We start from the raw sequence: 15713 nt of genomic DNA, 5'->3' as shown, positions 1-15713 counted from the left end.
TGCCGAGGTGACCGACTCCAGCCTGGTGGCCGACGTGTTCGAAGCCCAGCGCGGCCGGCTGCGCGCGCTCGCCTACCGGGTCCTCGGCTCGCACGCCGACGCCGAGGACGCGGTTCAGGAGGCCTGGCTACGGCTCGCCCGCCAGGACACGGCGGCCATCGGCAACCTGGCCGGCTGGCTCACCACGGTGGTCGGCCGGATCAGCCTCGACGTCCTGCGAGCACGCCAGACCCGCCCCGAGGCGGCCTACGACGACCGGCTGCCCGACCTCGTCGTGACGGCCGACGACGGCCCCGCGCCGGACGACGACGCGGCGCTCGCCGACTCGGTCGGGCTGGCGCTGCTCGTCGTCCTGGACTCGCTCAAGCCGGGGGAGCGGCTGGCGTTCGTGCTGCACGACCTGTTCGCGGTGCCGTTCGAGGAGATCGGCCAGATCCTCGGCAAGTCCGCCGACGCCACCAAGATGCTCGCCAGCCGCGCCCGCAGGAAGGTACAGGCGACCGGTCGGCCGCCCGAAGCCAGACGCGAACAGCGGGAGGTGGTCCGGGCCTTCCTGGCGGCGACCCGGCACGGCGACTTCGAGGGGTTGCTGCGCGTGCTCGACCCCGAGGTGAAGCTGACCGTCGACACCGCCGACGGCGTGGTCGTCGTCCTCGGCGCCACCAAGGTCGCCGCCGGAGCACGGCTGTCGGCCACCGCGGCGGCGCGGGGACGTGACGTGCTCGTCAACGGCCGGCCCGGCATCGTCTCGTGGCGGGAGGACGGCGCCCCGCTCTCGGTCATGGCGTTCACCGTCGCCGAGGGCCGGATCACGGCCATCACGATCGTGACCGACCCGGCCAGGCTCGCCTCCCTGGACCTGCCCGGTTCCTGAGGGGCCACCGTGCCGTGCCACCTCCGGCAGGGCTCCACGGTTCGTTCGCGCTAGATCCCTGGACGGGCGAAGGCGCCCAGGGTGTCGGCCAGGAGTCCGTCCAAGGCCCGCTGGGAGGTCCGCAGTTTGTCGATCGTCTCGGCGATCCTGGCGCGTTCGCGGCGGAGCTGGTTCACCATGCCGGGGCACGGCGCCGGTACGGCCTTGCCGCCGTCGTCGTGCACGCACCGCAGCAGCCGGCCGATCACCACGGTCGGCAGCCCGGCCTCCAGGAGCAGGCGGATGTGCCGGACGGCCACGACGTCGGATTCGTCGTAGTCGCGGTAGCCGTTGGCCTGCCGTACCGGATGGAGGAGGCCTTGCTCCTCGTAGTAGCGCAGCAGCCGCCGGCTGACGCCGGATCGCTCGGACAGGTCGCTGATGCGCACGGGCTCCTCCGTTGACCTTCACATGGGTGTGACGCCTTAGTGTCCGTGCCAACGCGAAGGAGGAGTGTCTTATGTCCGGAGTGGTGATTGTCGGCGCAGGTCCGGGGATCGGGCAGGCGGTGGCGCGCAGGTTCGCCCGCGAGGGCCGGTCCGTGGCGCTGGTCGCGCGCGGCGAGCAGACGGTACGGGCGGTCGCCGCGGCGGTGGGCGGCGAGGCGGAGGTGCTGACCGCCACGGCCGACGCGGGCGACGAGAACCGCCTGCGCGCGGCCCTGGACACGATCTTGGCCGAGCGGGGCGTGCCGGAGGTGGTGGTCTACAACGCGGCGGTGATCCGGCCCGACCGGCCTGGGGAGCTGTCGCTCGACGGCCATCTGGGCAGGTGGGCGGTGAACGTGGGCGGCGCACTGGTCACGGCCGCGCGCGTGCTGCCCGATATGGGACGGTCCGGCGGCGGCACGTTCCTGATCACCGGCGGGATGCCGGAGCCCAAGGCCGGGTACCTCAGCCTGTCACTGGGCAAGGCCGGGATCCGCACGCTCGTGGCCGCACTCGACGAGGAGTACGGCCCGGCGGGCGTGCACGTGGCGAGCATCACGGTGGGCGGCGTGGTCGCCGCCGGGACCGCGTTCGACCCCGCGGACATCGCCGAGCACTACTGGCGCCTGCATCTCCAGCCGCGCTCGGCATGGGAGCACGAGGTCACGATCACGGACCGGGGGGCGGGCGTCATCTGAGCCGGTCGAAGAAGCCCGACAGGTCCGCGGCGAGCTGCTCGGGCGCCTCCATGGCCGGGAAGTGGCGCCCGCGCTCGTGCTCGACCCAGTGCACGTCCTCGGCGGGCTCCAGCAGGCGGCGTACGGTCGGGTCGGCGCCGAAGACCGAGTATCCCTGGGGCACGGTGGGCGGCGCGCCCCAGTCCGAGGCGTGGTACTGCTCGTACAGGAACCGGGCGGCCGACGGGCCCGTGCCGGTGAACCAGTAGATGCTGACGTTGGTGATCAGCTGATCGATGTCGATCGGCAGGTCGGTCCAGGCGTCGAAGCTCTCGGCGATCCACGCGAGCTGGAGCACCGGCGAGTCGGTCAGCCCGAAGCCCAGCGTCAGCGGGCGCGTGTTCTGGATGGCCAGATAGCCGGAGTCTTCCTTCCTGAACTCCTCCATGCGGCTCAGAGCCAGCTTGTCGACCTCGTCGTCCGGATTCAGCCTCTGGGAGACCCACGGCAGGAACGTCGCGGTGGCCGCGGCGGTGTACGGGTCGGTGACGAGATGGATGCCGGCCACGTGCTCGCCGTCCAGCGCGCCGAGGGCTCCGGAGATCCCCGCGCCCACGTCACCACCGTGCACGCCGTACCGGTAATGGCCGAGCGCGGCCATCAGCGACGCCCACGCCCGCGCGGTGCGGCCCATCGCCCAGCCCGGCTCGCGCACCGGAGCCGAGAAGCCGAACCCGGGTAACGACGGGATGACCAGGTCGAAGCCGCGCTCCAGCAGGAGGGGGACGAGCTTCTCGAACTCGGCGAACGAACTCGGATAGCCGTGGGTGATCAACAGTGGCAGCGCGTCGTCGCGGCTGGAGCGCACGTGCGCGTAGTGGATGCGCTGCCCGTCGATCTCCGTGACGAACTGCGGCAGCCGGTTCAGCCGCGCCTCGGCGGCCCGCCAGTCGTAGCCGGCGCGCCAGTATTCGGCCAGTTCCCTGACCCGCTCCTGGGCGATGCCGTGCCCCAGTCCCGGCATCGCGTCAGGCCATCGGGTACGGCCGAGCCGTTCGATCAGGTCATCGACGGCGGCGTCCGGGATATCCAGGTGGAAGGTCTGAATGTGCGCGCTCATGGCTTTCTCCGTGGTGGTCGGTGCGCGGGAGCCCCCGCTTCCCCGCCTGAACCACCATGCCCGAGCGCGACATGGCACGGTATCCGCCAACCGCGTCCGTAATCGCGCATTACGGATAGACAACTGGCTTCCACCCGTGTTCCGAAAACGGCAGGATATGCGCCATCGGCATAAGGGGGGCCACGTGCTGGTCGATGAGATGCATGACCTGGTCACGCGGCATTTCGCGCCGCATCGGCTGAAGGTGCGCGAACTCAGCCCGGACGGCGCGCGCTACCGGCCGCTGCACCGGGGGACGCTCACGATGCAGACGCTCGCCTACGGGGCGGAGATCAGCGTGAGCGTGCGCGACCTGCGGGACTTCTACATCCACGTGCCGCTGCGTGGCCACGGGCGGCTGAGCGTGGACCGGCGCGAGCTCTGCAGCCCGATCACCGTCATCGGCCCGGGGCAGCGGCCCGTCATGAACTGGAGCGTCAACCACGAGATCCTCATCGTCCAGGTCCCGCAGGCGCAGGTCGAGCGGACGCTGGCGGACTACCTCAGCGGCCCGTCCCCGCGCGTGCCCGTCTTCGAGCCGGAGATCGCCCGCGACGGCCCGTTCGGCGGCGCGTTGCGCGGACTGGCCGAGGGCGTGCTGTCGTTCACGGCCTCGCCGCTGGCCGCCCACCACATGGAGCAGTTCCTCCTGCACACGATGGTCGCCTCGCACGCCGGGAACTTCGCCGCCGTCGTGGCCGAACCCGCCCCGCTCGCCGGTCAGGCGGCGCTCCGGCGAGCTCGCCGTTACTGCGAAGACCACGCGGGGGAGCTCGTGTCGCCGCGTGACATCGCCGCCGCGGCCCGGGTCAGCGTACGCACCCTGCAGGCGAGTTTCCGTGCGCACATGCAGACGACCCCGATGGCGTACCTGCGTGAGGTCCGCCTGGCCAAGGCGCACGCCGACCTGCGGGCGATCGCCGAAACCGGCGCGTCGACGAGCGTCACGGACGTGGCGCTGCGGTGGGGCTTCCCCCACCTGAGCCGCTTCGCCGCCCACTACTTTCAGAAGTACGGCGAGCTGCCCTCCGCCACCCGCCGCCCGATCTGAGGCCGTCGGCTTGCGAACCTTACCCTGTAAGGGTAAGGTCGGCCTCACTTGCCCTTACGGTGTAAGTGAGGGGTGAGTTCAGTCCGCTTCGACGTCTACGAGAAGAGTGCTATGAAGGTAAACAGGCGCGCGGCCGCCATGGCCGGCGCGCTGGTCATCGTGGGCATGATCGCGGGAATGCTGAGTGTCGTTCCCGTCATCGAGGAATCGAACTATCTGGCTCTCATCCCGGCGCACAAGAACCAGATCATCGTCGGCGCCGTTTCCCAGTTCATCATGATCCCGGCCTATGTCGGGTTCGCCCTCTACCTGTACCCCACCTTGAGAAAGGTGAATGAAGCCCTCAGCCTGGGATTCCTCGGATTCAGGCTGATCGCCGCGACGTTCCATTTCATCGGCGTGATTCTCCTGCCCCTGTTCCTGGTGCTCGGCCAGGAATTCGCCCAGGGCGGCGCGGCTCACCTGGAGACCATGGGCGACCTGCTGCGGACCGCGCGTGACTTCGTCAACCACGTCGCGCTGATCATCTCGCTGGGTCTCGGGGACCTCCTGCTGTTCGGGATTCTGTATCGATCGAGGCTTGTTCCTCGCTGGTTGTCCGCCTGGGGTCTTCTCGGGGCCGGATCGGCCATGCTGGCCAGCTTCCTGGTGCTGGTAGGCCTGACCGACGTCGTCACACCGGTCTACCTGGCCATCAACGCGCCACTGGCGCTTCAAAGCCTGGTCCTGGCCATCTGGTTGATCGCGAAGGGCCTCGACCCGGCCCGCGAGCAGGAAGCCCAGCGCGTCTGACGCACCCCCAGGCCGGCCGGTTTCTCGTCGGCACGTGGACGAGAGCTACAGGCCGGGGAAGGAAACGGCGTGGCCGGCAGCCGGCAGCCGGAAGCGGTTCGACCGGCTCGGCCAGGACAACGACCGTGACCAAGGCCGGGTTCACCGAGGGCCTCGAGGAGGTCTGCCGGAGCGCCGACGCGTCGGCGCCGGGCAGTTGGGCTTGCCAAGAGGTGGGTGCCGTCCGGGGCTCTGGATGAACGTACTCATCCGGGGCCTCTTCCCTGGGTTGCCGGAGGAAGCCGGGGAGGACGTCCTGGTCCGCCACCACATCGCCGCTCTGGACGCGATCGAGCTGCCCCCGTCACCGAACGCGCGGCGCGGGATCTGGACCTGGACCGGATCCGGGCCGACGCCGCCGCGACCGGTTTGCGGGTCTCGGCCAACGCCCTTGCGACGGGCGAGCGGGCGGTGCGCCTGTGCGTGATGAAAGAGCTCGATTCCAGGGCCGTCGACCATGTCTGCCACGTGCTGCGAAACACGCTCGGCGAGATCTGCCGGGCAATTCGATGACGCGGGGCCTTCTCGTCGCGCATACGCCGTGATCAGGCCGGCTCAAGGTATACGGCGGTGAATGAGGGCGCCTGAGCGTTAGCGGTATGAGCGTCCGAAGGCCGGCGCGCATGAGAAAGACCCCACCCGGCGAGCCAGGAAGGGCCTTTCTCGGCGAATGAAGCCAATGTGATTGTTGCCTTCATGGCGGAGTCTATCCGGTGAGCCGCTGAATCGCGCAGGGAATATCAGCGAAAATCCTGCCGGCGCGCTGGTTTCTGCGATGACCAGGAAATGCGGCGATGATCAAGGCCTGTGGCCGACGGGAGTTGCCGCGATGCCGTCAGGCCGGATTCTCTCGCGTCATGAGACTGGATCACCAAGGCGGATGATCGGTGAAAAAGATCTCTCCCGGCAGGTCGCCGTTGGAGGTCTGCGAAGAACAAAGCCTGAGGGTTCTGTCCTCACCCGTCGCAGACCACCCGCGTGGAGAGCGGTTCAAGCAGCGGTAATCGCCCGCGACGCGCATGCTACGGTCCAGCTCAGGGGGGCTTATGTCGACATATGGGGTTCCGGGCCACTTTCTGCGTACGGCCGCTGCCGCCGCCGGCGTCGAGGTGCGGCAGGCGAGCGCCACGCACGTGGACTGCGACCAGGCGGTGAACGTGATGCGGAACCTCTGGCACGTCACCGGCGACGAACTGCTGCGCCTCGGCCCCAGACCGGTGCTGCCCGGCACGTTCCGGATGATCGCCCTCGCCCTGATCCACGCGCCCGACCTGCGCGCCGCCCTGGAGCGACTGGTCGAGTTCGCGGCGATCACCACCGGCTACACCCGCAGCAGGTTCGTCGTGGACGGCTCGACGGCCCGGATCGAGATCACCGCCGAGACCCGGACCCCGCCACTGGCCGCCGAGATCATGCTCAGCCTCGTGCACCGCTTCCCCGCCTGGCTCATCGCGCATCGCATCGCGCTCACCGGCCTGGAACTGCCCTTCCCCGAACCGGACTACAGCTCCGAGTACACCCCGATCTTCGGCCGCACGCCGGACTTCGACGCCCCCGCGGCCGCCCTCAGCTTCGACGCCCGCCGGCTGAGCGCCCCGATCGTGCGCGACGAGCGCGAACTGCTGAGCTACATCCGCCGTTCCCCGGCCGACCTGCTCCTGCACCGCGACTACGGCACCACGACCGCCGACCGGGTGCGCAATGTCATCGAACGCGGTGACATGACCAACTGGGCCCGCGCCGAGGACGTGGCCGCCCGGCTGTCGGTCAGCGTCCAGCACATGCGCAGGCTCCTGCGGCAGGAAGGCACGTCCTTCAACCGGATCCGGGAGGAACTGCTGCGCGACCTCGCCCTGGACAGCCTGCGCCGGGGCGGCGAGACCATCGACGCGCTCTCCTACCGGCTCGGGTTCTCCGAGCCCAGCGCGTTCCGCCGCGCGTTCACCCGCTGGTTCGGGCGCCCGCCCGGCGAGTACCGCCACAACCTGACGACGATCGGCAGCGCCGTACCGGCCAGGCACAACCAGGCGAAGACATCCCCGATCACCCGGTACGGCGTGGCCGAACCCCGCGTCGGCACGTCGGAGAACACCACGTGCCGATCGGCGCCCGCGTAGTCGTGCGCGGCCAGCGTCCGCCCCTGCGCGTCGAAGGCCCCTGACACGCCGAACTCCGCCTGCCGGAGCATGGAGTAACCGTTCTCGATCGCCCGGAGCCGCGCCTTCTGGCTGTGGACCGGGCCGATCTCCGCCCAGTCGCGGGCCGGCACGATCATGATGTCCGCCTCCACCCGCATGAGCTCGGGGAAGTCCGCGTCGAAGCAGATCACCGTGGCCAGCCGCCCGTACGGCGTCGCCGTCACCGGCACCACTCCGTCACCCGCCGGGTAGTTCTCCAGGCCGGGGATGGGATGCGCCTTGTCGTACACCCAGACCTGCCGGCCCGAGGGGTCGAACAGATACACACGATTGGCCGTGGGCCGGCCGACCGACACCGCGGCCTGCAGGTAGATCCCGTTCTCCCGCGCGGTGGCGGCCACGCCGGCGAGGAAGGCCCGTTCGTCGCCGGCCAGCACGTTCGCCGCCTGCTCGGACCAGACGACGATCTTCGCCCCCTCGCGCGCGGCCTCCCGCGTCCTCCGCAGCAGGTTCGTGTTGATCTTGGAGTACGCGGCCCGCAGCATGGCCGGATCCATCTGGGCCTGCTCGGCCGGGGAGGGGTTCTCGCCGATGACGCCACGCAGTTCCCGCGTGCTGGAGGTGTCCGGGCTGATGCCCGCCACCCGCACGGTCGTCCCGCCGGGCGGCAGGAACGCGAGCCTGGCCCCGCCGAGCATCAGAATGACCAGCATCACGCTCGCGTAGACCGCGGGCGCCCGCCACGAAGGCCGCTCCCAGACCTGGTTGGCGACGCTCGCGAACCAGCCGATCAGGAAGCTCACCCCGTACGGCCCGGTCAGCGTGACGACCTGAAGCAGGGCCAGATTGCCGTGCTGGGTGGCGGCGGGCACCCCGAAGGCGGTGCCGAACGGGCTGAGGAGCGTCATCAGGAACCCGCAGGCCGCCACGGCCGCCGGGAACACCCACGTGGGTGCGGGCGCGAGCAGCCGGTCCACGACGTACGGCAGGACCGTCAGCGTGCCCAGCGCGATCACGCCCAGCACGGTGATCGGGGTCATGGGGACCACGGTCTCGGCCATCCAGAACAGTCCAGCCGCGGCCGAGGCCACCCAGACCAGGAGCAGCCCGGTGAAAGCCGGGCTCAGCCGTACGAACCGCAGGAGGAAGACCGGGGCCAGCCACGCCGCCACCGCTATGTCGTAGCGGCCGTGCACGGCCAGGAGCCAGAGCAATCCTCCCGCTGCCAGCCACGCCCAGCGCCGTTTCGCGTCCCGCATCCGGTCCTCCCATGGAGTCGTTTCCGGTGCTCGACGCTAGGTGTGCGCCGGGGGCTGGGGCTGCGACCGTACCTCTCCGATTCCGTGACCGAGATGTTCCCCGGGCGGTGGCTGTCAGGTGCCGTCGACGGTGCGGCGCATCGCCGGGCGGTCCTTCTTGCGGCGGGCCACTTCGGTGAACCCGGCTTCCCGGAAGGCCGACGCGATGCCGGTCATGGCGTTGTCCGCGCCCGCGACCTGTCCTGGCACGGGGTCGACGGGGAAGCCCTCGACGGTGTGCCGGCCGTTCTCGGCGGCGAAGTCGCACGCGGCGGCGATCATCTTCACCTGAAGCCGCTGGTGGCGGTGGTCGCGCCGGACGAACAAGCAGGTGATCACCCATGTCGGCGTGGCGTCGAGGGCTTTGGTGACCGGTGAACGCCGCAGGCGCGGGTACTCCGGGCGTTCGCCGATCCCGACCCAGCCCACGGGCTCGTCGCCCAGGTAACACACCAGGCCGGGTGGCGGCTGTCGTTTCGCGCGTTCACGCAGCGCGTTCCGGTTGCCGTCTCCCGCGCCGGCTTCCCATTCCTTGAACGAGAGCCGCCAGTGCATGCACCAGCATCCGCGCGCGCCCCCGTTCGAGCCCATGACCTGCTCGAAGTCCTTCCACGTCGCGGGTGTGAGCGGTGCCGTCGTGAAATCCGTCATGCGGGTGCTCCTTCCTTGCCGGTCGTCGCTTCCGAAACTCACATCAAGGGGAAGGCGCAGGCATACGCCGACGCGCGACCGTGCCGTTTCCTCGAGCGCCCGCCGGCGGCAGGCCGCCCAGGATGTCCGCGGCGTCCGCGGCTTCAGGGCTGAAGATTCTCAAGACGCTTAAGCCCATGCGGGTCGGTGATACGGCACGAGCGTCGAGGCACGGATCACCGGCAACCCGGGTTCGTGACGGGTGGGCATGCCGGCCACCAGGTTGCCTCTGTTCCGGCTCGTCGAAGACTTCCGCGGCCGATTCCCGTCTGTCGTCACCTTCAACATAGCTACGATGGTGACGACAAACAAGGGGGCCGTCACCGTCAAGTCGCATACGATGGTGACGACAAACAAGAGGGCCGTCACCGTCAAGTCACGTACGATGGTGATGACGGGTGTGCGACCGAGGAGGCTTCGACGTGAGCAATGACCCCAGTGGCGCGGCGCCCGGCGTGCTGGAAGTGGTGCGCAGGTTCGTCGACACCCACGACGTCTACAACGGCCATGACGCCCTGGGCGACGTGGAAGCCGCGACGGCGTGGCTGGCCGGCGAGGGTTTGCTGGGCAAGGGCCGGCCGATGACCGTACGCGACCTGTCGGCGCTCCGAAAGCTGCGCGATGCCCTGCGCGAGATGGCCGCGGCCAACACCACGGGCGAGCAGCCGCCTCCCGCGGTCGTCGACGCGTTCAACGATCTCACCGCGCCGCACGCCGCCTCGGTCCGCCTCGACGTGTGGCAGGGCTCCATGGTCGCCTCCGTCCGGCCACGCGAGGACGGCGCCGGAGGCGTCATCGCGGCGCTCGCGGCCGCCGTGCACGAGGCCGTGCTCACGCAGACGTGGACGCGGCTGAAGTCGTGCGACAACCCGGAGTGCCGATGGCTGTTCTACGACCAGTCGCGCAACCGCACGGCCCGCTGGTGCAGCATGCGCGGCTGCGGCAGCATCGTGAAAGCCCGCCGCTACCGCGACAGGCAGCGCCAGCGCGCCGCAAGCGCCCCGTAACCACCCAGGCCAGGCGCGGCTCCTCCACACCACGGAGTTGCGCCGCTCGCCGGGTGGCCCCGGTGCACTGCTCGCCGGGTGCTCCGGGCGGGCTGCTCGCAGGGTGCCGGGTGCCCGGGTGCGTCGGGTGCCCGGGTGCGCTGTTCGCCGGTGGCCCCGGTGCGTTGCCGCACCGGAACCCCTCGGAACGGTGCGCGGCGCGCGGCTCAGGCAAGTCGCGGAAACGGTTCAGGTGTGTGTGGTGCTGAACTTCCGACCGGCCCTCAGGATCCGGGCCGCGGTCGCAGGCGTTGGGGGTGGGTACGGCGCCGCCAGCCGTACCGTGTCAGGCCGCGCGGCTTGTAGACGGACAGGATCGTCGCGATGACCAGCACCGTCGCGCCCCCGATCGAATGGGGCAGCGTCGCGGGCAGGAGGCGCGGGTCGGCGTCGCTCAGCGCCGATGCGGTGAGGGCGCGCACCGTCCGGCTTTCGATCAGCAGGACGACCGTGGCCGCGACGGTGAGGATGAGCTTCACCAGGACCCAGTAGTGGCGCAACAACCCCCACGGTGTCCCCAGGGCGTTGACCAGCCCGATCACGACGGAGGCACCGGCCAGGGGCACGATCGCGAACCTGACGAGCACGTCCATGCCCGCGTAGGCGCCGCGCACCGCCGGGATGTCCGTGCCGAACGCGGCCGTGACGTCGAGGGCCAGGTAGGCGAGGACCGCGCCGAGCCATCCGACGGAGGAGGCGATGTGCGTGGTCAGGATGAGTTTGCGCAGGCGGGGCGGCATCACGGGCGGAGCTCCGCGAGGGTCGCCGCGTGTGCGGGGGAGGCGTGGCGGCCGGGGCCGTGTTCGCCGCCGACGCCGAGGACCTGGGCGATGAGGAACGCCAGGAGCAGGATGGCCGCGACGATCCCGGAGATCTTCACCCACTTCGGCGCCGGTGGCGGGGTCTGGGAAGACATGTCGTTCTCCTTTTTGCGAGACAGTATGTCGCTATAGGAGACATCTGTCACGACCTTGTCGTCCCGTATGCTTGAGCGGTGCCCAAACTGTGGAACGAGACCATCGAGGCGCACCGGGCCGCCGTGCGGGACGCGATTCTGGACGCGGCCTGGGCGCTGGTCGTCGAGCGCGGGCTGATGTCCGTCACGATGGCGCAGATCGCCGAGCGGGCGGCCATCGGCCGGGCCACGGTCTACAAGTACTTCGCCGACGTGGAATCGATCCTGTCCGCCTGGCACGAGCGGCAGGTCGCCGCCCATCTCCAGCAGCTCACCGAGATCGCCGGCCGGCCGGGCGAGGCGGGCCGCCGGCTGGAGGCGGTGCTGGCCGCGTACGCGAGCATCCTCCGGCGGCGCGGGGAACACGGCCCCGACCTGGGCGCGCTCCTGCACCGCGACGGGCACCCGGCGCACGCCCAGCGACATCTCGCCGACCTCGTCCGCGCTCTGCTGGAGGAGGGGGCGGGGACCGGGGAGTTCAGGGCGGACGTGCCCGCCGCCGAACTCGCTCGCTACTGCCTCCACGCGCTGTCGGCCGCCGCGGGCCTGCCCTCCGAGGCCGCCGCCGTCCGGCTGGCCGGGGTGGTCATGAGCGGGGTCGCCGCCGGTTGAGTCACGGGGACCGTCAGGCGGCGTCCAGGGCCTCGGTGATCTTGCGGGTCATCTCGGCCATGGTGGGGCTGGGGCCCTTCTGGGCCCGCGTGGCCGCTTCTGCGGCGACGATGACGGTACGCCGGAAGTTGTCGGCCTCGGCCGGATCCTGCTGCCTGAGCAGGTTCATGGCGGCGGTCAAGGCGGGGAGCACCCGGTCGGCGAGTTCGGCGACGGTCTTGCCGTACTTCACACCCTTGGGCGCTTTGGTGATCACGTGCCCGACCTGGCCGGTCGCGGAGGTCAGGGCGATGGAGCCGTGGGTGGCGGCCTTGTGGGCGGAACCGGCGGCTCCGGCGGCGGACATCAGGGAAACGGCGCCCCAGGCGGCGAGGCGGAGGGTCAGCTTGTCCTGGTCGGTGAGGGTGACGAACATGATGTTCTGCTCCTTGGAGTGAAGTCTCTGGTGAACGGTGCCCCGTTCATGTCGTTCACTCTCGTCGACCGCTCTGATACCGGGCCGTCGCCGCCCTGACGCGGTCTCTGACGCGACACCGCACGTGTCAGGTGCCTACTTCGAAGACGATGTCGTAGAAGTCGCCGCGGTAGGTGGAGCGTCCCCATTCGACCACGGCGCCGTGCCGGTCCCAGGCCTGCCGTTCCACCAGAAAGGAGGGCGACGCGGGGGCCGCGCCGAGCAGGGCCGCCTCCTGCTCGCCCAGCGCGATCGCGGAGACCCGGTGCACGGCCCGCTCCACCCGCACGTCCCAGCGCTCGCCGAGCGTGGCGTACAGGGACATGTCATCGCGCAGGACGCGCTGCAGGCCGGGGAAGCGGCGCGCGGACAGATGGGTGTGCTCGATGGCGATGGGAGTGCCGTCGGCGGAGCGGAGTCTGCGCAGGTCGACGACGCGTTCGCCTGGGTCGACGCCGAGCCGTTCGGCGAGGGCGGCGCCGGCCCGGCGGGTGCGGGCCGACAGGATGCGGGCGGCCGGGATCCTGCCCCGGGCCCGCATCTCCTCGCTGAAGGAGGCCATCGTGGTGCCCTGCTGCAGTTTCGGCTCGGCGACGTAGGTGCCGGAACCGCTGGAGCGCCGGATCACGCCCAGCATGACGAGTTCCTGGATCTTCTGCCGGACCGTTCCCCTGGCCACCTGGTAGCGCTCGGCGATCGAGCGTTCCGAGGGCAGCAGCGTGCCCGGCGGCAGGGCGCGCACCATGAGCTCCAGAATCTCCTTGATCTGGTCGCCCTTGTTGCGGCCGGGGTCGAGGTCCGGCGGCAGCGCGAGATCGTGGAAGCTGTCATGCGGCGTGCGGGCCATCAGCGGAAGTCGCTGATGCGGAAGACCGCCAGCATGTCCGCCCCTCGCGCGCCGGTGGAGAACGAGGCTTCCGCCCCGACCCATCCGCGGAAGGCGCCCTTGTCGTCGATGATCTGCATGAGCGGTTTGACGTGGGAGTTGCCGGTGTAGCAGAACTGGCCGCGCTCCATCGCCAGGCACGTGCACCAGTGCCACATCGAGTCGCGGCGGTCGGAGTTGGAGATCTTCGTGAGGTAGTACTGGATCGAGCTGACGTTCGCACGGGTGCCGCCGCCGTACTTGGGACAGCCGCCGGCCTTCTGGCAGGCGCCGTTGGAGGAGGGCTGCAGATAGGTCAGGCAACTCGTCGTGGTCGTGCAGGCGCGGAAGGCCTTGTGGCCGAACGGCTGGTTGTTGGAGGGCACGAGCCTGCCGCCCGCCCAGCTCGTCAGATCCTGCCGGAGCGCGCCGGGGTGGGCCTTCACCGAGCTCATCGCGCGCCGGGTGCCGAGCGCGGCGTTGCTGCCGTAGGCGTAGCCGTGGGTGGCGAGCGAACTGGACTTGAGGTCCAGCCGCGCCAGCTTCCCGTCGGGGGAGGGGCGCACGAACCACTGCTCCGTCCACGTCTGGGCGATCTTCCACCGGATGCTCACGACGTTCCCCGACACGGTGTACGTCCCGGTGCGGGTCTCGTCGGGCGCGCCGGTGAAGCCGCCCGCGGTGAGCACCTGGCAGGTACGCACCCGCGTGCCCTTGCCGCCCGCCTTGGTGCTGCAGCCCGCGTCCGGGGTCATGCCGGTGCCCTGCCTGGCCTCGGGATGGCGCTGCCACCACAGGTACAGCGACGAGGTCACGGTGCCGTTCGCGGCGAAGCGGTAACTGCCCAGGCGCACCCAGTTCTCCCGGGAGGACGCCTTGAGATGACCTTGCGACACGACATACGTGGACTTGCCCCCCGGCAACGCCGCGGCGGTCGCCGGTTGGGCGGGTGCGAGGGTGAAGGCGAGAACCGCCGCCGCCCCGATGGAAAGAACGCTACGCATAGAGACACTCCCGGTGGCCTTTACGGGCTTCGCCGAATTCCACGGGCCACCGTATCCGGTCTATACCAGATACGTCGGCGAAAGCCGGGAAAGCTCTGCCCGGTTGCGGCGAAGGAAGGAGGAAGAACCGTTGGCGGGAAGGGGAGAGTGTGAGGACCGAGTCGCCCGGAAGGGTGGACGACGACGAACTCGTCGGCCGCTTCCGGCAGGACGCGGAGGAGTTCACGGCCGTCTACGACCGCTACTTCCGCGAGGTGTACCTCTATGTGGCCGGGCGTCTGGACGTACAGATCGGCGAGGATCTCGCGGCGGAGACGTTCTGCCTGGCCTTTCGTGACCGAAAACGTTTCGACCCGGCGCGCGGCGGGCTGCGGCCGTGGCTGTTCGGCATCGCCACCAACCTGATCGCCCGCCACCGCCGCAAGGAGGCGCGCCACTACCGGGCCCTGGCCCGCACCGGCGAGGAGCCTGCGGCGGGCAGCCACGAGGACCGCGTGGTCGACGCGGTCACGGCGCAGCGCATGGGGCCGCGCGTGGCCAGGGCCCTGGCCACGCTCAACCAGGGCGAACGCGACGTGGTGACGCTGATCTACCTGGCCCAGCTCACCCACCAGGAGGTGGCCGACGCCCTCGGCATCTCCTACGGGACCGTCGGGTCCCGGCTCAACCGTGCCAGAAAGAAGATCCACCAAGCGATGGCGGAGGACGACCATGGATGATCTCGACGTGATCCGCACGGTGCTCGCCAAGCCCGGCCCGTCCCCGGAGGTGGTCGCCAGGCGGCGCCTGCAGGTGACCTCCCGCATGCGCCGCGGGCCACGCGGGCGGCGGGCGCGCTGGGTGCTGCTCCCGGCGGTCGCCGCCGTGGCCGCGGCGGCCGCGTTCGTGATCGTGCCGTCCGAGCCGTCCTCGGCGCGCGAGGTCCTGCTCGTGGCGGCCACCGCCGCCGAGCGCACGCCCGAGGGCTCCGGGACGTACTGGCACGTGACCGTCACGAAGCCCGCCGGGCCGCCACAGGAGTACTGGTACCGGCGCGACGGGCAGTTCTGGCTCAAGGGCGAGGGACTGAAGGGGGAGGGCGAGCTCCTCAAATGGCCGGGCGAGCCGCAGCCGTTCCGGATCGGGCCGCTGAGCATGACCTTCGAGCAACTGCGCGGCCTGCCGGAGGAGGAGACGGCGCTGACCGGCCGACTCCGGGACGAGGTGGGACGCGCCGGCATCCGCACGAGCGCGGGCACGCCGGGCCCCGCCGAGCTGGGCGGCTTCACCGCCGAGGCGCTGGTCTCGCTGATCAGCGAGGCTCCCGTCTCGTCCCCGGTGCGCGCCGCCGCGTACCGGGCGCTGGCCGCGCTGCCGGACGTCACCGACCTCGGCGAGGGCGACGGCGGGCGGAGGCTGGAGATTCCGCTCGCGTCCGGCCGCCAGATCGTGGTCGTGGATCCTGAGACGGCCAGGGTGCGCAACACGCCGGTCTGGGTTCCCCTCCTCGGAGGGGTCGCCTCGACCGAGGGCGGGGTGACGATCGACGCCGAATGGACCGACCGGCTGCCCGCCGGGTGATTGCGGGCGCGGGCGGGCGCGCCCACAATGGT

At 70.5% G+C, this 15713-nt stretch carries 17 protein-coding genes and 1 pseudogene; 9 read left to right on the top strand and 9 right to left on the bottom strand.

Annotation, left to right across the window (positions count from 1 at the left end):
* The first annotated feature begins 7 nt into the window (after positions 1-7).
* Positions 8-874, top strand: coding sequence for a sigma-70 family RNA polymerase sigma factor (locus tag ACIBI5_RS25650; RefSeq protein WP_397250842.1), 867 nt, complete (start codon positions 8-10; stop codon positions 872-874).
* Positions 875-924: 50 nt separating this feature from the next.
* On the opposite strand, the gene ACIBI5_RS25645 is transcribed toward ACIBI5_RS25650, so the two are convergent.
* On the bottom strand, positions 925-1302 hold the full coding sequence (locus ACIBI5_RS25645) for a MerR family transcriptional regulator (RefSeq protein ID WP_397250840.1): 378 nt from the start codon (positions 1300-1302) through the stop codon (positions 925-927).
* 71 nt (positions 1303-1373) lie between these two features.
* On the opposite strand from ACIBI5_RS25645, the gene ACIBI5_RS25640 reads away from it, so the two are divergent.
* Positions 1374-2039: an SDR family NAD(P)-dependent oxidoreductase gene (locus ACIBI5_RS25640; protein ID WP_397250837.1), complete on the top strand. Its 666-nt coding sequence runs from the start codon at positions 1374-1376 to the stop codon at positions 2037-2039.
* Here the strand turns inward: ACIBI5_RS25640 and ACIBI5_RS25635 are convergent.
* Positions 2032-3138, bottom strand: a complete 1107-nt coding sequence (locus tag ACIBI5_RS25635) for an epoxide hydrolase family protein (protein WP_397250834.1) — start codon at positions 3136-3138, stop codon at positions 2032-2034. The genes ACIBI5_RS25640 and ACIBI5_RS25635 overlap by 8 nt on opposite strands.
* 184 nt (positions 3139-3322) lie before the next feature.
* Between ACIBI5_RS25635 and ACIBI5_RS25630 the strand changes: the two genes are divergently transcribed.
* The 3 genes from ACIBI5_RS25630 (at position 3323) to ACIBI5_RS25620 (ending at position 7176) form a co-directional block, all read left to right on the top strand.
* Complete coding sequence (locus ACIBI5_RS25630; protein ID WP_397250832.1) at positions 3323-4228, top strand: AraC family transcriptional regulator; 906 nt, start codon at positions 3323-3325, stop codon at positions 4226-4228.
* A gap of 72 nt (positions 4229-4300) precedes the next feature.
* Positions 4301-5020, top strand: a complete 720-nt coding sequence (locus ACIBI5_RS25625; RefSeq protein WP_397250830.1) for a DUF4386 domain-containing protein — start codon at positions 4301-4303, stop codon at positions 5018-5020.
* A 1085-nt stretch (positions 5021-6105) separates the two neighbouring features.
* Complete coding sequence (locus ACIBI5_RS25620) at positions 6106-7176, top strand: AraC family transcriptional regulator ligand-binding domain-containing protein (RefSeq protein ID WP_397250828.1); 1071 nt, start codon at positions 6106-6108, stop codon at positions 7174-7176.
* Between the two features lie 17 nt (positions 7177-7193).
* Here ACIBI5_RS25620 and ACIBI5_RS25615 read toward each other — a convergent pair.
* Both ACIBI5_RS25615 and ACIBI5_RS25610 read right to left on the bottom strand, forming a co-directional pair.
* Positions 7194-8456, bottom strand: a pseudogene (locus ACIBI5_RS25615) (nitrilase-related carbon-nitrogen hydrolase); the annotation flags it as partial.
* A gap of 114 nt (positions 8457-8570) precedes the next feature.
* A complete protein-coding gene (locus tag ACIBI5_RS25610) occupies positions 8571-9146 on the bottom strand; it encodes a GNAT family N-acetyltransferase (RefSeq protein ID WP_397250826.1) in 576 nt (191 codons plus the stop codon).
* Positions 9147-9607: 461 nt separating this feature from the next.
* On the opposite strand from ACIBI5_RS25610, the gene ACIBI5_RS25605 reads away from it, so the two are divergent.
* Complete coding sequence (locus ACIBI5_RS25605) at positions 9608-10192, top strand: CGNR zinc finger domain-containing protein (protein WP_397250824.1); 585 nt, start codon at positions 9608-9610, stop codon at positions 10190-10192.
* A 263-nt stretch (positions 10193-10455) separates the two neighbouring features.
* Here the strand turns inward: ACIBI5_RS25605 and ACIBI5_RS25600 are convergent, their stop codons facing one another.
* Positions 10456-10974, bottom strand: coding sequence for a hypothetical protein (locus ACIBI5_RS25600; RefSeq protein WP_397250822.1), 519 nt, complete (start codon positions 10972-10974; stop codon positions 10456-10458).
* Entirely contained in the window at positions 10971-11147 is a 177-nt protein-coding gene (locus ACIBI5_RS25595) for a hypothetical protein (RefSeq protein WP_397250820.1), read from the bottom strand. Before ACIBI5_RS25595 ends, ACIBI5_RS25600 begins: the two co-directional genes overlap by 4 nt.
* A gap of 78 nt (positions 11148-11225) precedes the next feature.
* Here ACIBI5_RS25595 and ACIBI5_RS25590 point away from each other — a divergent pair, with 78 nt between their 5' ends.
* Entirely contained in the window at positions 11226-11798 is a 573-nt protein-coding gene (locus ACIBI5_RS25590; protein WP_397250818.1) for a TetR/AcrR family transcriptional regulator, read from the top strand.
* 13 nt (positions 11799-11811) lie between these two features.
* On the opposite strand, the gene ACIBI5_RS25585 is transcribed toward ACIBI5_RS25590, so the two are convergent.
* The 3 genes from ACIBI5_RS25585 to ACIBI5_RS25575 form a co-directional block, all read right to left on the bottom strand.
* The gene (locus ACIBI5_RS25585; RefSeq protein ID WP_397250816.1) at positions 11812-12213 is read right to left on the bottom strand and encodes a hypothetical protein; all 402 of its coding nucleotides are present in this window, start codon (positions 12211-12213) and stop codon (positions 11812-11814) included.
* Positions 12214-12340: 127 nt separating this feature from the next.
* On the bottom strand, positions 12341-13099 hold the full coding sequence (locus ACIBI5_RS25580) for a GntR family transcriptional regulator (protein ID WP_397250814.1): 759 nt from the start codon (positions 13097-13099) through the stop codon (positions 12341-12343).
* On the bottom strand, positions 13099-14121 hold the full coding sequence (locus tag ACIBI5_RS25575; RefSeq protein ID WP_397250812.1) for a hypothetical protein: 1023 nt from the start codon (positions 14119-14121) through the stop codon (positions 13099-13101). Before ACIBI5_RS25575 ends, ACIBI5_RS25580 begins: the two co-directional genes overlap by 1 nt.
* A gap of 149 nt (positions 14122-14270) precedes the next feature.
* Between ACIBI5_RS25575 and ACIBI5_RS25570 the strand changes: the two genes are divergently transcribed.
* Positions 14271-14840: an RNA polymerase sigma factor gene (locus tag ACIBI5_RS25570; RefSeq protein WP_397250810.1), complete on the top strand. Its 570-nt coding sequence runs from the start codon at positions 14271-14273 to the stop codon at positions 14838-14840.
* Positions 14833-15681, top strand: a complete 849-nt coding sequence (locus ACIBI5_RS25565) for a hypothetical protein (RefSeq protein WP_397250808.1) — start codon at positions 14833-14835, stop codon at positions 15679-15681. The genes ACIBI5_RS25570 and ACIBI5_RS25565 overlap by 8 nt, the downstream gene beginning before the upstream one ends.
* Positions 15682-15713: the final 32 nt, after the last annotated feature.

Origin of the sequence: Nonomuraea sp. NPDC050540 (genome assembly GCF_044457485.1) — a bacterium.
Classification (GTDB): Bacteria; Actinomycetota; Actinomycetes; order Streptosporangiales; family Streptosporangiaceae; genus Nonomuraea.
Note: the sequence above shows the minus strand (reverse complement) of the source record. Positions and strands in the feature narration are given on the sequence as shown.

Coding starts and splice junctions, on each gene's coding strand:
- ACIBI5_RS25640 (WP_397250837.1), top strand. CDS start 1,374: ATGTCCGGAGTGGTGATTGTCGGCGCAGGTCCGGGGATCGGGCAGGCG.
- ACIBI5_RS25635 (WP_397250834.1), bottom strand. CDS start 3,138: ATGAGCGCGCACATTCAGACCTTCCACCTGGATATCCCGGACGCCGCC.
- ACIBI5_RS25620 (WP_397250828.1), top strand. CDS start 6,106: ATGTCGACATATGGGGTTCCGGGCCACTTTCTGCGTACGGCCGCTGCC.
- ACIBI5_RS25610 (WP_397250826.1), bottom strand. CDS start 9,146: ATGACGGATTTCACGACGGCACCGCTCACACCCGCGACGTGGAAGGAC.
- ACIBI5_RS25595 (WP_397250820.1), bottom strand. CDS start 11,147: ATGTCTTCCCAGACCCCGCCACCGGCGCCGAAGTGGGTGAAGATCTCC.
- ACIBI5_RS25585 (WP_397250816.1), bottom strand. CDS start 12,213: ATGTTCGTCACCCTCACCGACCAGGACAAGCTGACCCTCCGCCTCGCC.
- ACIBI5_RS25580 (WP_397250814.1), bottom strand. CDS start 13,099: ATGGCCCGCACGCCGCATGACAGCTTCCACGATCTCGCGCTGCCGCCG.
- ACIBI5_RS25575 (WP_397250812.1), bottom strand. CDS start 14,121: ATGCGTAGCGTTCTTTCCATCGGGGCGGCGGCGGTTCTCGCCTTCACC.
- ACIBI5_RS25565 (WP_397250808.1), top strand. CDS start 14,833: ATGGATGATCTCGACGTGATCCGCACGGTGCTCGCCAAGCCCGGCCCG.